The organism is Arthrobacter sp. 35/47 (genome assembly GCF_000520475.1).
Taxonomy (GTDB): Bacteria; Actinomycetota; Actinomycetes; order Actinomycetales; family Micrococcaceae; genus Arthrobacter_D; species Arthrobacter_D subterraneus.
On the sequence record NZ_KI914590.1, the window covers coordinates 50,030 to 65,041 of the forward strand.

The window sequence follows — 15,012 nt, forward strand, 5'->3', positions numbered from 1 at the left end:
TGGAGCCATGACTTCTGGGGCCGGCGGGAACCGCTGGTCCGCCGCCTGCTCGCGTCCGAGCAGCCAACCATCCTCGGAGTCCAGGAAGCCCTGCCCGACCAGCTGCCGGCAATCATTGAGGGGCTGGGCGGGCACTACAGCAGTATCGGCCGCGGACGGAACGCCGACGGCGGCGGCGAACAATGTCCGATCGTCTATGACGCTGACCGGTTGCAGCTGCTGGAGTGGGACCAGGACGCCCTGTCCAATACCCCTGACACGCCCGGGTCCAACGACTGGGGCAATCTCATCCCGCGCATCGTGGTGACCGCCCGCTTCCGGGACCGCGACACCCGCAAGGAGCTCACGGCGGTCAACACGCACCTCGACCACATGTCCCGGAAGTCGCGCCAGCTTTCGGCAGAGGCAATCAGGTCCCTGGTCGCGGGTACGGAGGGCGCCGTCGTCGTGATGGGTGACTTCAATACCGGTGCCGCCTCGCAGCCCTACGAGGCGCTGACCAACGGCGATGTGCTTGCGGACGCGTGGGATGCGGCGCAGGACCGGCTGACCGAGCTGTGGGGGACGTTCCCGCACTACCGTGCGCCGAAGCAGGGGCGGAAACGGATTGACTGGCTGATGGTGAATGAGGGCGTCACGGTGGTGGAGATGGGCATCAACACCACGCGCTACGACGGCGCGTGGCCCTCGGACCACACGCCGGTGCAGGCAATCATCACCATCAACTGAAGTTTTTGTCGCCGTTCTGCTGTTATTCCTGGCTCAGAACAGCAGAACGGCGACAAAAACTTCTCCTGGGAGGGGTGGGTTAGTCGATGGCCTTGCGGACCTCCGGGAGGTAGCCGGACTGGTACCCCTTCGCGGTGGGGTGCAGATCGTCAATCGCCGTGAAGCCCGTGAACGTGATCCAGGGCTCCGGGGAACCGATACCGTGCTTGTCGAACCGCTTGGTCACGTCCACGAAATCGAACCCCGCGGCTTCCGCGCGGTCCTCGATTACCTCGTTGAGCGCATCAGTGCCGGCATTGAACAGTTCCTGTGCTTCAAGGGAAAGCAGCGGCGCGTTCCCGAACTCAGGCGAGAACAGGTGAGGGTAGCCGGTGACGATGACCTGTGCGTTCGGTGCCGCGCCCGCCAGCTGGGCGTAGAGGGCATCCAGGTCCGCGGCCACGGTTGTCCCGGCGTCAGACACAGCGAGGTTAACGGCATCCTGACAGACGGCGAGAGCCGGTGTTGCGCAGTCGCGGACAATGCCGCCGAAGTCGACGTCGTTGCCGCCCGCAGTGACCGTCACGAGGTCCGTCTGCGGACCGAGGACGCCGGTCGCGGCAAGGCCGCCCACCTGCTCAGGGACATCCGGCACGCGGCCTGGGATGTCCGCGGCCCGGGCACCCGAACAAGCAGCGCTGAAGGTCAGCTGGATCTGCTTGCGCGCGTCCAGCAGGCCGGGAAGCCCCAGCGGCGACTGGCCGCAGGCATCGACATAGGAGCCGGCACCAAAACCGGCGGCGTAGGAATCGCCCACAGCGACGTAAGCGAGCGGCGCAGGGGGAGCGGCGACGGAGGCCGAAGCGGGGACAATCAGCCCAGCGGTCATGAGAGCGCCGGCGGCAAGGCGGAGGAGTTTCATCGCCTCAACATACTCGCGATACCCCGGACCGGATAGGGGCTCACGGCGTGTTCGTCGCTTGCTACGCTTCGGGCATGGCGTGGATCGACCTGGAGCAGGTGCGGCGGGCGGGCATCAGTCGGACGGTGTCCTGGGACGGCGCAGTCAACGCGCGCGATCTGGGCGGCGTCAGCCCCTCCATCCGGCCGGGCCGGCTCTACCGGATGGGCCGCCATGAATGGCTCACCGACGCCGGGTGGCAGCAGGCGTACGACGACGGCGTCCGCACCGTTGTGGACCTGCGAAACCCGGGGGAGCGCGGCCGGCGCGAGTCCGATCCCGTGGTGAACAGCGCGGTGCTGGACCGCTTCCGGGTGGTGAACTGTCCTACGGAAGACCAGTCCGATCAGGAATTCATGCAGCTCGTCGGTCCGTACCTCAGTTCACCGGAGTACTACCGGGAGAACCTTCGCCGCTGGCCCGGGAAGGTTGCACGGGTGGTCCGGGTGATCGCGGAGTCTGAAGGCGCCGTCGTCGTGCACTGTTCTGCGGGACGGGACCGGACCGGGCTGGTGACGGCGGTGCTGCTGGCGCTGGCGGACGTTCCGCATGAGGCCATCGCCGATGACTACGCGCTGGCTGTGCACGGGATCAATGAGCACCACCTCAGGCAGGAGCGGCCGCACGAAACCCCGAAGTCGCCCGAGCAGCTGCACGAGTGGATCGCTGCCACACGCCGTCACCTGCTGGAGCTGCTGGAGGGATTCGACGCCGAGGGCTACCTCCGGAACGCCGGGTTGTCCAGGCAGGAGATCGACGCAGTCCGGCGCCGACTGACCGACTGAGGGCTATTTCTTCTCGAGCAGCAGGTTGGTGATGCGCAGGGTGCAGAGGCGGCCGCCGTCGTCGTTGGTGATCAGTACCTCATGGGTGGTGAGGGTGCGGCCCAGATGGATGGGGGTGGCCGTGATGGTGATGGTCCCGTTGCGGGCCGACTTGTGGTGCGTCGCCGAGACGTCCACGCCCACCGCGGTCTTGCCCAGCGTGCTGGCGTGAATGACGGCCGCCCAGGATCCCACGGCCTCGCCCACCGCCAGGGACGCGCCGCCGTGCAGCAGGCCGAATGACTGGCGGTTCCCCTCGACCGGCATGGTTGCGACCACCCGCTCCACGGACTGTTCAAGAATTTGCACGCCCATCTTTTCGTCGAGTTCGCCGAGGGTAATCTGCCAGGGTTCGCCGGTCACTTGGGGCTCCTTGTGGGGTGTGGCGGGATTGCGTGTTCATGTACTCTGGATATATTACCGAACGTCCGTTCAGTAATGTTTGCCCCGTTTCTGCAGCTCCCTAACGCGAAAGGTCAACGATGACTTCGACCGCCCTCAGCGTGGACATTGTCCCCAGCTTCATCCATGACGCCTGGTGGACCCCCGACCAGCACGCGGTGTCCGCGGACAACGCCACCGAAGTACGGGATGCCAGTACCGGAGAGCTGCTTGCCATGGTGAGCACCAGCGGGCTGGATACTGCCGACGTCGTCAGTTACGCCCGCACCACAGGCCAGAGCGAGCTTGGCAACTTTACCTTCCATCAGCGGGCGCTGAAGCTGAAGGCTCTCGCCCAGTTCCTGAACGGGCAGCGCGAGCACCTCTACGAGCTGTCCGCCCGGACCGGCGCCACGAAGGTCGACTCGATGGTGGACATCGACGGCGGCATCGGCGTGCTGTTCACCTTCGGCTCCAAGGGCCGCCGTGAACTGCCGAACTCGCAGGTGGTCATTGACGGGCCCGTCGAGGTGCTGTCAAAGGACGGGTCCTTCATCGGCGAACACATCTACACCCGCATCCCGGGCGTGGCCGTGCAGATCAACGCGTTCAACTTCCCCGTGTGGGGCATGCTGGAGAAGCTGGCGCCCGCATTCCTGGCCGGCGTGCCCACCATCGTGAAGCCCGCGACGCCGACCGGTTACGTGACGGCCGCCGTCGTGAAGCTCATCATCGAGTCCAACATTCTTCCCACCGGTTCCCTGCAGCTCATTTCCGGGCCGGCGCGGGACATTCTGGACACCCTCGACTACCGCGACATGGTCCTCTTCACCGGGTCGGCGTCCACCGCGAACAGGCTGAAGTCCCACAAGAACGTGACCACCGGCGGCGTCCGTTTCTCCTCCGAAACCGACTCGCTCAACGCCGCCATCCTCGGCGAGGACGCCGTTCCCGGCACCCCGGAATTCGACGCGTTCATCAAGTCCCTGGTGACGGAGATGACCGTCAAGGCCGGCCAGAAGTGCACCAGCATCCGCCGAACCCTCGTTCCCAAGGCCCTGGTGAACGACGTCGTTGCTGCCGCCCGCGAACGCATTGAACAGCGCGTCACGCTCGGCGACCCGCGCGCCGAGGGCGTCACCATGGGCGCGCTCGCTTCGGTGGACCAGCTGCGCGATGTCCGCGCCGCCGTCGAGTCGATGATCGCGGCCGGCGGTGAGCTGGCCTACGGCACCCTCGATTCCCCTCGCGTGACGCAGGCGGACGGAACCGTGGACGTCGCTGAGGGCGGCGCGTTCATGGCCCCGGTCCTCCTGACCTGGGAGAACGCTGACGCGGTGGAGCTTCACACGGTGGAGGCCTTCGGCCCGGTTGCATCGGTGGTGGGGTACGACGACGTTGCCCACGCCGTCCGTCTGGCCGCCATGGGGGAGGGGTCGCTGGTGGCGACTGTGTGCACAAACGACCCGGCGATTGCCCGTGAGTTGGTGACCGGCATCGCCGCCCACCACGGCCGCGTTCTGGTCCTGAACCGTGAGGATGCCCGGTCCTCCACCGGACACGGATCCCCGGTACCGCACCTGGTGCACGGCGGGCCCGGTCGCGCGGGCGGCGGTGAGGAACTCGGCGGCATCCGTTCAGTGCTGCACCACATGCAGCGCACCGCCCTGCAGGGGTCGCCGAACATGCTGACCGCCGTGACCGGCGTGTGGCACACCGGCGCCGACCGCAACTTCGATAAGGAGCACCCGTTCCGGAAGAACCTCGCGACCCTGCGGATCGGCGACGCCGTCCGGTCCGACCTCCGCCAGGTGACACTTGGGGACATCACAGCATTCGCGAACAGCACGGGCGACACGTTCTACGCCCACACCAACGAGGAAGCCGCTGCTGCCAACCCGTTCTTCCCCGGCATCGTGGCGCACGGATACCTGCTGCTTTCCTGGGGTGCCGGGCTCTTCGTTGAGCCCGCTCCGGGTCCCGTGCTGGCGAACTACGGACTCGAGAACCTCCGGTTCATCACGCCGGTTGCCGCGGGCGATTCCATCCGTGTGACCCTCACCGCCAAGCGCATCACGCCGCGCGAGGATGAGGAGTACGGCGAGGTTTCCTGGGACGCCGTACTCACCAACCAGAATGACGAGATCGTGGCGACCTACGACGTGCTCACCCTCGTGGAGAAGTAGGAGCGCGCTAAGCCCAGGGCGTGACAGGCCGCCCCTGCTCAACGCCGTTGACCGTGACGTCCACCCGTTCATCGAAGAAGCACACCAGGCCGTGGATCTGCGTGGCGTCGAGGAAGCGGGAGTCGTACTGCCAGGCGATGTCCTTGCCCTTCGGCGAACCGGGATACGAGAAGTAGGCGGCTTTACCCTTGTACGGGCAAACGGTCCGCGTAGCGCTTGGCTCCAGCATGTCCAGCCGGACGTCCGACGGCGGGATGTACAGTCGGGGCGGCAGGAGCGTCTCGTACAGCCGTACGGCCCGTGATGTCTCGGCCAGTGTGGTGCCTTCATACTGCACTGTGACCTGGTCGGACGACTGGCGGATATCGATGCGGTGGAACGGATCGCGCGGATGCCCGATGATTGGTTCGTCATCCTCACGCCACTGCAGCGCCTCGAAGTCGAGCAGGAGGTAGCCCGCGAGCGCCGCGTCATCGGGACGGAAGGCGGCGCCCTGCAGGGACATCCCGTCAACGCTCACGTCCAGGGGAATGCCCGTGGCGGTGTGCCGGCTGAAGGGTGTCCTCGGGTCGAGGACCGGCGGGCCTTCCAGCATGATGGCTATGGGGTACTCTTCACCGCCTGCCTCCCCGGATGCGGGAGTCACCTGGGCCCGCAGCTCCTGCTCCGGAACCGCGAAGATCGGGGTGACGCGTTTTGGCTCCCAGACAAGGAGGGCCCCGCGGGTGTCAACGATCGTGGTGCCGTCAAGGTCACCCCGAACCCGTTTGGAGGTGGGTTCGTAACGAAGGTCGGAGATCAATCCCAGCAGGGTGTCGGAGAGCCTTGCAGTCATAGGATCAGGGTCCGCGCAGACCGCCGGACAGTCAAGGCGTCCGCCTCACGGCTCACGGATGATGGTGGAGGCCCTCGAAGACCATGGCGATTACGTCGTCGGCAAGCTTCTGCGGGGTCAGTGGGCCGCCAGGTTTGTACCACTCGACCACCGAGTTGATGGTGCCGAACAGCAGCCTGGTGGTGGTCCGCGGGTCAATGTCCTTGCGGATGGACCCTTCCGACCTGGCCGCCTCCACGAGGGAGGCAACCTTGTGGTCAAAGGCACGACGGCGTTCAAGGGCTTCGCGCTCAACCTCCGTATTGCCGCGCAGCCGCAGCAGCAGCGTCACAAAGGGGAGCCGCTCCGTCAGGACGGCGATGGTTCCCCGGAGCACATACTCAAGCCGCTGGTCGGCCTTCCCAGACGTCGCGTCCGCATCGGTCAGTACGGCTTCCAGCCCGCCGAGCGCATGGTCCAGGGCGAGCCGCAGCAGGTCGCCCTTCGACGGCACATGGTGGTAGATGGCCGATTTGCTGATGCCCAGGTTCTCGGCAAGGACGCCCATGGACGTGGCCTCGTAGCCGTGCCGGTTGAAGACGTCGACGGCGATATTGAGGACGGTCTGCTGGTCATATCCGGGACGTCCACGGCGGCTGGCAGCCTGAGAGGGGGGCATACCAGTCATTTTCGCATGAACGTTCGGTCAGATCGGCAAGCCGCGCAGCCGCGGCGCTACGCCTTCGGCCGCAGGTCGTAGATCCGCTTCAGCTTTCCGCTTGAGCGGGTCAGGGATCCGGGCTCCACCACGGACACTGCGCAGCTTGAGCCAATGTGGATCTTGATCTGCTTGCTGAGCTCCGATGCTGCCGCCTCGGCGTCATCCGCGCTGACGCCCTCGCGCGGTTCGATCCGGATGGTCAGCTGGTCCATCCGCTGCCCCTCAGGACGGGTGAGCTCCAGCTGGAAATGCGGGCTCAGGGCGGGGATCCGCAGCGCAATCTCTTCGATTTGCGTGGGGAAGAGGTTCACGCCGCGCAGGATGATCATGTCATCGCTGCGTCCCGTGATCCGGTCCATTCGCCGCATGCCCGGGCGCGCGGTGCCCGGAAGCAGCCGGGTGAGGTCATGGGTGCGGTAGCGGATGATCGGCAGGGCTTCCTTGGTCAGGGAAGTGAACACGAGCTCCCCGGCCTGGCCGTCGTCGAGCACTGCATCGGTGAAGGGGTCAATAATCTCCGGACGGAAATGATCCTCCCAGATGTGGGAGCCGTCCTTCGTCTCGACGCATTCGCCGGCCACGCCCGGGCCCATCACCTCGGACAGACCATAGATGTCGCAGGCATCGAATCCCATCCGCTGCTCGAGTTCGGCCCGCATCTGGGTGGTCCACGGCTCGGCGCCGAGGACGGCCGTCTTCAGCGAGGTCCCCTGGGGGTCGATTCCGGCCGCCACCATCGCATCAAGAATGGTGAGCAGGTAGGTCGGAGTGCTGAGGATTGCGTCCGGCTCGAAGTCCTGGATGAGCTGGACCTGGCGTTCGGTCTGTCCGCCGGAGATGGGGATGACGGTGCAGCCGAGTTTCTCAGCGCCTGCGTGTGCGCCCAGCCCGCCGGTGAACAGGCCGTAGCCGTAGGCGTTGTGGACCTTCTGGCCCTTCTTCACCCCGCTGGCGCGAAGGCATCGGGCAACCAGTGTTGCCCACCGGTCCAGGTCACCGGAGGTGTAGCCGACCACGGTGGGACGTCCCGTGGTTCCCGATGACGCATGGACACGTGCCACCCGCTCCTGCGGTACCGCGAACATCCCGAACGGGTAGGTCTGGCGAAGGTCCTCTTTGGTGGTGTAGGGGAATTTTCCCAGATCCGAAAGCTCACGCAGGTCCGTCGGGTGGACGCCGGCGTCGTCGAACTTGCGCCGGTAGAGATCGACATTCTCGTAGGCGTACTTCACCGTCCACTGCAGGCGCTCAAGCTGAAGTTCCTCAATGCGTGCGCGGTCGAAGCTCTCCTCGGGGTCCCAGGTTGATGCGTCCGCGGGGGTTGCCTTGATGGCGGTGGTGCTCATGGGTTCCTCTTTCCGGACAGGTCTTCGGACTGGGGCAGGTTCTGGTTACGGCGGTTGGGGACCGTACGTGACCGGCCACGGAACAGTGCGACGAGGCGTCCACCGTCGGGGTCGCTGCCCTCCACGGCCGCGGTGATGGTGATGTCATGAACTCCGCTGCGCCCCGCGCCCGCGCTTTTCTCAGCCACCGCAAAAAGCTGCTCACCGGGCATGGCGGAGGACAGGAAATTGATGTCGACGCCGGAGGCAACGGTGATGGTGCCGGTCTCACCGACAGGATTGCAGGCGAGAGCAAACGCGGTGTCAGCGAAAGCGAAGATCATTCCCCCGTGGGCAATGCCGAACCCGTTGAGCATTTCCTCCCGGACCAGCATGGTGGTGGTGGCGTGCCCGTCCGCAAGGCGAAGCACTTCGATGCCGAGCCACTGCGAGGCGTAGTCCTTCTCCAGCATGGGGTGCACGGGGCGGACGTCAGTGTCCTTCATGGAGGCCTCTCGAGATTTATTTACCGATCGTTCATTAGGTAATACCTCAGGGACCCCCACTGTCAAGCAGATGAAGGGAGTGTGGCGTCCGGGAAACTACCCCGCGACGCTGGTGGTCCGGGAAAGCACCCGGGTGGCACCCAGCGCATCCGCAACGAACGCGTAATCCCAGGCCACGTCCTTCCACTGCTCGTACCGGCCGCTGGCGCCGCCGTGCCCGCCGTCCATTTCGGTCTTGAGGACAATCGGTTCGCTGCCCGTGGTGACCTCGCGGAGCCGGGCCACCCATTTGGCCGGCTCCACATACAGAACCCGTGTGTCATTGAAACTCGTCACCGCGGCGATGCGCGGATACGCTGCCTCGCGGATGTTCTCGTACGGGGTGTACTCCTTCATGTACCGGTAGACCTCGGGGTCCGTGATGGGGTTGCCCCACTCCTCCCACTCCAGTGCTGAGAGCGGAAGCTCCGGATCCAGAATGGTGGTCAGGGCGTCCACGAACGGAACCTGCGCCACAATGGCGCAGTATTTTTCCGGAGCGAGGTTGGCGACCGCGCCCATCAGGAGGCCGCCGGCGGAACCGCCGATCGCCGCAACCCGCTTGGGGTCCACCCACCCTGATTCGGCCATATGGGTGGTGGCGTCCACGAAGTCCGTGAACGTGTTCTTTTTCGCGAGCTTCTTGCCGCCCTCGTACCAGGTGCGGCCCATCTCGCCGCCGCCGCGGATGTGAGCGACGACGAAGATAATTCCACGGTCCAGCAGCGACAGCCGCGAAATGGAGAACGCCGGATCCATGCTGATCTCGTAGCTGCCGTAGGCGTAGATCACCGCAGGGTTGGTGCCGTCCTGCTGCAGGTCCCGGCGCCGGAGCACCGACAACGGAATCTGCGTGCCGTCCGCGGCTGCCGCCCACTGCCGCTCAGCGACGTAGTCCTCCGACCGGTAGCCACCGCGCACCTTCGTCTCCTTGCGCAGGCTCAGAACACCGGCGTCGAGCAGGTAGTCGTAGACCCGTGGCGGGGTGAAGTAGGAGGCGTAGGACAGCCGGATCACCGGGGATTCGAACTCTGCTCCGGCGAGGTTGCACGTGTAAAGCGACTCGTCGAAGGCCGGCTCCACCGGCGGCTGCTGGAGGGGCGTCCCGAGGCCGTCGCGCGGCAGGATCTGGACGCGCATGGTGGTGTCCTTGCGGACTGATACGAGGACATGCGTGGCGGTGACGGTGGCACCGTGAACGCGGACGGCGTCGTCGTGGTTCACCACAGTCATCCACTCCTGCTCCGCAAGCGGGCGCTGGAACTGCTCCGCGGCCACAAGGCTGACCATGGAGTTCCTGGCCCCGCGGTCGTGGGTGAGCAGGTAATGTAGCCGGCCATCGACGCGGAGGGGCTCCGCTTCGTAGAGGATGCGTTCTGAGCGGGGGATCAGAGTGGTGAGCCCGGCGTCCTGCCGCTCAAGATCCAGCACCCGGTACTCGCTGTACTCCGAGCAGCCGATGCCGATGAGAAGCTGTGTGCGGTCAGCGGAGAGATCGAAGCCGGTCCACATGGCGACGTCGTCCTCCTGGTAGACCAGCGCGTCCTCCTCGACGGCGGTGCCCAGCCGGTGCGATTTCACCTGGTAGGGGCGCCAGCTGTCATCGACGACTGTGTAGAACACCTGGGACCCGTCCGGCGAGAAGGCCAGGCCGTAGAAAACGTTGGGGATCTCGTCAGGGAGCAGTTCACCCGTTCGGAGGTCCTTGATCCGCAGGCTGAAGCGCTCATCGCCGGCGTTGTCCACGCTGAAGGCCAGCAGGGTGCCGTCTTCGCTGACGGTGAGGCCGCCGAGGGAGAAAAACGGTTTGCCCTCTGCCTCGAGGTTGCCGTCAAGGAGAACCTGCTCGCCGTCAACCGGACGGCCCGGGACCACCTCCGGCGGGGTCCAGTCCCTGGCGACATCGCCGGTGTCTTCCGCCTTCACCCGGCAGTGGATGCTGTACTGCTTGCCCTCTTCGGTGCGCGAGTAGTACCACCAGTCCTTCTTGCGCGCGGGGACGGAGAGGTCTGTCTCCTGGGTGCGGTTCTTGATCTCGCTGAAGATGTCCTGGCGCAGCTGCTCCTGCCCGGCCGTCACTGCCTCGGTGTAGGCGTTCTCGGCCTTGAGGTGCTCCACCACCTCGGGGCTGTCCTTGGTCCGCAGCCATTCGTACGGGTCTATCACGGTGTCGCCGTGGTGGGTGCGCTCGGTCGGAACCTTCTTGGCAACAGGGGGCGTGGAAGTCATGAACCCATCCTGCCAGAGGGCGCCGACGTTCAGCCGGGAGCGGCTGCGGTGGAGCCCCGGACAATGAGGTCCGATTCGAAAAGGACCTCCGTACGGCTGACGCGCTCACCGGACAGCTCCGTGAGCAGTGCCTGCACCACGGCCTCGGCCATGGCGGTGACCGGCTGCCGCAGGGTGGTCAGCGGCGGGTCGGTGAAGGCCATCAGCGGGGAGTCATCGAAGCCCACAACGGACACGTCCTCCGGGACGCGCAGGCCCCGGGAACGCGCGGCGCGGATGGCGCCGAGGGCCATGACATCGGACGCGCAGACAATGCCGGTGTGGCCGGCATCCAGAAGCTCGACGGCGGCGCTGTGCCCACCCTCGATGCTGAACATGGTGACGGCGGTGTGCGGCGCCGGATCCGACACGCCAAGCTGCTGTTTCAGCCCGGCCCGGAATCCTTCCGCTTTCCGGCGGCTCGGAATGAAGTGCTCCGGCCCCGTGGCGAAGCCGATCTTCCGGTGGCCCAGGGATGCCAGATGGCGGACAGCGGTCTGGATTGCCATGGAGTCATCGTTGGCGATCGACGGAGCGTCCACCTCAGTGCGGGTTCCGTTGGTCAGTACAAAGGGAATGCCGCGTGCCCGCAGCCGGTGGTAGCGCTCCACGCCTGCACGGCCGTCGGCGTGGGCGGCACATACAAAGATCAGTCCGCGCACCCCCTGGTCCAGCAGAAGGGAAACGTACTCGTCCTCGGTGACACCTCCGCCCGGCAGCGTGCACAGGGCAGGGATGTAGTCATTGGGGGCAACCAGCGCGCTGATGGCGCCGGCGAAGGCCGGGAAGATCGGGTTCACCAGGTCCGGCACCACGATGCCGATCTGCCCCCTCGCCCGGCCCGACAGGCGGTCGGGACGCTCATACCCGAGGTCATCCATGGCGGTGAGGACTGCCTGGCGGGTTTCCCTGGAGGCGCCGCTGCGCCCGTTGAGAACGCGCGACACCGTGGGCACGCTGACTCCGGCCCGCCGCGCAACGTCTTCGAGGCGCGGCTTGTCGGTCAGTGGGGGAAGCGTCACAGGTCCATGCTATCCGGCGGACGGCACGGACAGTGAAAACTTTCATGAAACTTTCTGTAAAGCCTTGACCGGGTGCAAACAGGCTTCCTAGGGTGAGATGGCCTACTACCAAGATCGGACGTGCGCTGGAGCACGTCGAGGAGGATCCATGCCCATCCCTTCACCCACCCACCACAGCCGACGGCGCTCCGCCGGACTGGCCGCCGGCATCCTCGCCGTGCCGCTGCTGGTCAGCCTGGTGCCGGTCCCGGCGCTCGCCGACCACAGCCCGGCGCCCTCAACGGTCACGCTCGTCGGCTCCCTGCAGTCCGAACTGGGCTGCCCCGGAGACTGGCAGCCCGAGTGCCCCGCAACCGCCCTGACCGAGGTGGAGGGCTCACCCGGAACGTACAGCGGAACCTTCGAGGTCCCGGCGGGAGATTACGCTTACAAGGCGGCGCTCAACGGGAGCTGGGCCGAAAACTACGGTGCCGGCGGCGCCGCGGGAGGGGGTGACATTGCCTTGACTTCGCAGGGAGGGGCCGTGACCTTCACCTACAACCACGGCACGCACGTGATCACCAGCGATGTTCCGGAATCCCTCGTCTCCGGGGCGGCTGCGCACTGGCTCGCCCCCGGCGTCCTGGCCTGGGACCTCAGCGACGCGCCCGCGGGGTCCTCCTACCGCCTGTACTCCGCGCCCGACGGCGGTCTGGAAGTTCTTGACGGCGCGGTCACCGGCGGTGATTACATCGAGCTCGAGCGCACCTCTGACGCCCTGACTCCCGAACTCGCCGCCCGGTTCCCGCACCTGGCAGCCTTCGATTCGCTGACTCTCCCGAAGAAGGCTGCACAGCAGGCGAAGCACCTGTTGAAGGGGCAGCTGCTTGCAGTCCAGGTCGGCGCCGACGGATCCGTCCTGCAGGCGACCGCCCTCCAGGTCCCCAACGTTCTCGACTCGCTGTACCCCAACGCGCAGAAGCGCAGCCTGGGCCTGAGCTGGAAGGGCTCACGCCCGCGCTTTGACCTCTGGGCGCCCACCGCGCGCCAGGTCAACCTCCACGTCTACCGTGAGGGATCCGGCGGAGAGGCCCTCGCCACTGTTCCCCTCAAGGAAGGGAACGACGGCGTCTGGTCGCTTCTCGGTGAAAAAGGCTGGGCGGATGCCTACTACCTCTACGAGGTGGAGGTGTACGTGCCGGAAACCGGGAAGGTTGAGCGCAACGTCGTCACCGACCCCTACAGCGTGGGCCTGTCCACCAATTCCGAGCGCAGCCTCATCGTGAACCTGATGGACCCCGCGCTGGCTCCGGCGGGCTGGGAGACACTCGAAAAGCCCGCGCTGGAGAAGCCCGAAGACCTTTCCCTCTACGAACTGCACGTCCGCGATTTCTCAATTGCCGACACCACGGTTCCTGAGGAGCGCCGCGGCACCTATGCGGCCTTCGCCGAGAGCGGCAGTGACGGCATGAACCGCCTCTCGGACCTCGCTGCGGCGGGGCTGAACGCCGTCCACCTCCTGCCGGTCAATGACATCGGCACTATCGAAGAGCGCCGCGACGCCCAGGCGGAACCGCAGTGCAACCTGGAGAGCTTCGCGCCCGACAGCGAGGAGCAGCAGGCCTGCGTCTCCGCCATCGCAGGCAAGGACGGCTTCAACTGGGGCTACGATCCACTGCACTACACGACGCCGGAAGGCTCCTACTCCACCAACCCGGCTGACGCCACCCGCATCCGGGAGTTCCGCGACATGGTGGCTGGCCTGAACAACACCGGCCTGCGGGTCATCCAGGATGTGGTCTACAACCACACCGCCGGTGCGGGCCAGGCCTCCACCAACAACCTCGATCGCATTGTCCCGGGCTACTACCACCGGCTGAATCCGGTCAGCGGCGCCGTGGAGACATCCACCTGCTGCCCGAACACCGCCACTGAGAACGCCATGATGGGCAAGCTGATGGTGGACTCCATCGTGACCCTGGCGCGCACCTACAAGCTGGACGGATTCCGCTTCGACCTGATGGGACACCACAGCAAGCAGAACCTGCTCGACGTGCGGGCCGCCCTGGATGAACTTACGCTCGAGCGGGACGGTGTGGATGGCAAGAGCATCTACGTCTACGGCGAGGGATGGAACTTCGGCGAGGTGGCAGACAACGCCCGGTTTGAGCAGGCCACCCAGGCGAACATGGCCGGCACCGGCATCGGAACCTTCAACGACAGGCTCCGCGACGCAGTGCGCGGCGGCGGGCCCTTCGACGAGGATCCACGCGTGCAGGGATTCGGCTCCGGTCTCCTGACCCGGCCCAACGGTGCGGAGGTCAACGGCACCCCTGAGGAGCAGCGCGCCCGTCTGTTGCTGAACCAGGACCAGATCAAGGTGGGCCTGACCGGAAACCTGCGGGACTACACCTTCGTGGACCGCACGGGCGCCGAGGTGACCGGCGCGGACGTCGACTACAACGGCAGCCCCGCCGGCTACACCGCAGACCCGCAGGAGGCCGTCACCTACGTCGAGGCACACGACAACGAGACCCTCTTCGACAGTCTCGCGTTCAAGCTGGCCCCCGGTACCTCCATGGCCGAGCGCATCCGGTTCCAGACCCTCTCGCTCAGCACCACGGCCTTCGGCCAGGGCGTGTCCTTCTGGCACGCCGGGGGAGAGGCGCTGCGCAGCAAGTCCCTGGACCGCAACAGCTATGACTCGGGCGACTGGTTCAACCTTCTGGACCACACCGGTACCGAGAACGGCTTTGCCCGCGGACTGCCGCCGCGTGCGGACAACGCGGACAAGTACGGGTTCATGGCGCCTCTCCTGGCGGACCCGGCACTGAAGCCCGAGCCGGCGGACATCGCAGCAGCCCGGGAGCAGGCCCTCGCGCTCCTGGAGATCCGGAAGAGCACCCCGCTGTTCCATCTCGGCACCGCCGAACTGGTGCAGCAGAAGGTGTCGTTCCCGACCGGGGGTCCGGAGCAGGCTTCAGGCGTGATCGTCATGCACATTGATGACACCGCCGGACCGGACATCGATGGGGAGCGGACCGGCGTCGTCGTCGTTTTCAATGCCTCTGACGCCGCCGTCACGGAAACGGTCGAGGCAACGGTGGGACAGTCCTTCGGGCTGCATCCCGTCCAGTTGAATGGTTCGGATGATGCGGTGAAGGGCGCCTCGTTTGATTCGGCGACCGGCAGCTTCACAGTCCCGCCGCTGACGGTTGCCGTCTTTGAGGCGAAGTAGCCCGTAACTGTCAGGCAAGGAAGGGCCGGAACAGCGCACC

General features: G+C 66.1%; 12 protein-coding genes. 4 read left to right on the top strand and 8 right to left on the bottom strand.

The genetic code is table 11. The annotated features are described in order from the left end of the window. On the top strand, positions 1–729 hold a 729-nt coding region (locus tag X803_RS18200; protein ID WP_216699037.1), incomplete at its 5' end, for an endonuclease/exonuclease/phosphatase family protein. A gap of 79 nt (positions 730–808) precedes the next feature. Here X803_RS18200 and X803_RS0106175 read toward each other — a convergent pair. Continuing rightward, positions 809–1,630 (bottom strand): SGNH/GDSL hydrolase family protein, encoded by an 822-nt coding sequence (locus X803_RS0106175; RefSeq protein ID WP_026544460.1) that lies wholly within the window; start codon positions 1,628–1,630, stop codon positions 809–811. 74 nt (positions 1,631–1,704) lie between these two features. Here X803_RS0106175 and X803_RS0106180 point away from each other — a divergent pair, with 74 nt between their 5' ends. Next, positions 1,705–2,454 (top strand): tyrosine-protein phosphatase, encoded by a 750-nt coding sequence (locus X803_RS0106180; protein ID WP_051470521.1) that lies wholly within the window; start codon positions 1,705–1,707, stop codon positions 2,452–2,454. 3 nt (positions 2,455–2,457) lie between these two features. Here the strand turns inward: X803_RS0106180 and X803_RS0106185 are convergent, their stop codons facing one another. After that, on the bottom strand, positions 2,458–2,808 hold the full coding sequence (locus X803_RS0106185) for a PaaI family thioesterase (RefSeq protein ID WP_084033478.1): 351 nt from the start codon (positions 2,806–2,808) through the stop codon (positions 2,458–2,460). A 167-nt stretch (positions 2,809–2,975) separates the two neighbouring features. On the opposite strand from X803_RS0106185, the gene paaZ reads away from it, so the two are divergent. After that, on the top strand, positions 2,976–5,060 hold the full coding sequence (gene paaZ / locus X803_RS0106190; protein WP_026544463.1) for a phenylacetic acid degradation bifunctional protein PaaZ: 2,085 nt from the start codon (positions 2,976–2,978) through the stop codon (positions 5,058–5,060). Between the two features lie 7 nt (positions 5,061–5,067). Here paaZ and X803_RS0106195 read toward each other — a convergent pair whose 3' ends face one another. The 6 genes from X803_RS0106195 to X803_RS0106220 all read right to left on the bottom strand — a co-directional run bounded on the left by X803_RS0106195 (position 5,068) and on the right by X803_RS0106220 (position 11,755). Continuing rightward, a complete protein-coding gene (locus X803_RS0106195; RefSeq protein ID WP_026544464.1) occupies positions 5,068–5,895 on the bottom strand; it encodes a DUF427 domain-containing protein in 828 nt (275 codons plus the stop codon). 52 nt (positions 5,896–5,947) lie between these two features. Beyond that, the gene (locus X803_RS0106200) at positions 5,948–6,562 is read right to left on the bottom strand and encodes a TetR/AcrR family transcriptional regulator (protein ID WP_156929981.1); all 615 of its coding nucleotides are present in this window, start codon (positions 6,560–6,562) and stop codon (positions 5,948–5,950) included. 47 nt (positions 6,563–6,609) lie between these two features. After that, positions 6,610–7,941: a phenylacetate--CoA ligase PaaK gene (gene paaK, locus X803_RS0106205; RefSeq protein ID WP_026544466.1), complete on the bottom strand. Its 1,332-nt coding sequence runs from the start codon at positions 7,939–7,941 to the stop codon at positions 6,610–6,612. Further along, positions 7,938–8,426 carry a hotdog fold thioesterase gene (locus X803_RS18205; protein WP_051470522.1) on the bottom strand — a complete coding sequence of 163 codons (489 nt, stop codon included), beginning with the start codon at positions 8,424–8,426 and terminating at the stop codon, positions 7,938–7,940. Before X803_RS18205 ends, paaK begins: the two co-directional genes overlap by 4 nt. A 96-nt stretch (positions 8,427–8,522) precedes the next feature. Beyond that, positions 8,523–10,694, bottom strand: coding sequence for a S9 family peptidase (locus X803_RS0106215; protein WP_026544467.1), 2,172 nt, complete (start codon positions 10,692–10,694; stop codon positions 8,523–8,525). A gap of 29 nt (positions 10,695–10,723) precedes the next feature. Next, positions 10,724–11,755 carry a LacI family DNA-binding transcriptional regulator gene (locus tag X803_RS0106220; protein ID WP_026544468.1) on the bottom strand — a complete coding sequence of 344 codons (1,032 nt, stop codon included), beginning with the start codon at positions 11,753–11,755 and terminating at the stop codon, positions 10,724–10,726. A gap of 148 nt (positions 11,756–11,903) precedes the next feature. Here X803_RS0106220 and pulA point away from each other — a divergent pair, with 148 nt between their 5' ends. Next, entirely contained in the window at positions 11,904–14,972 is a 3,069-nt protein-coding gene (gene pulA / locus X803_RS0106225; RefSeq protein ID WP_026544469.1) for a pullulanase-type alpha-1,6-glucosidase, read from the top strand. Positions 14,973–15,012: the final 40 nt, after the last annotated feature.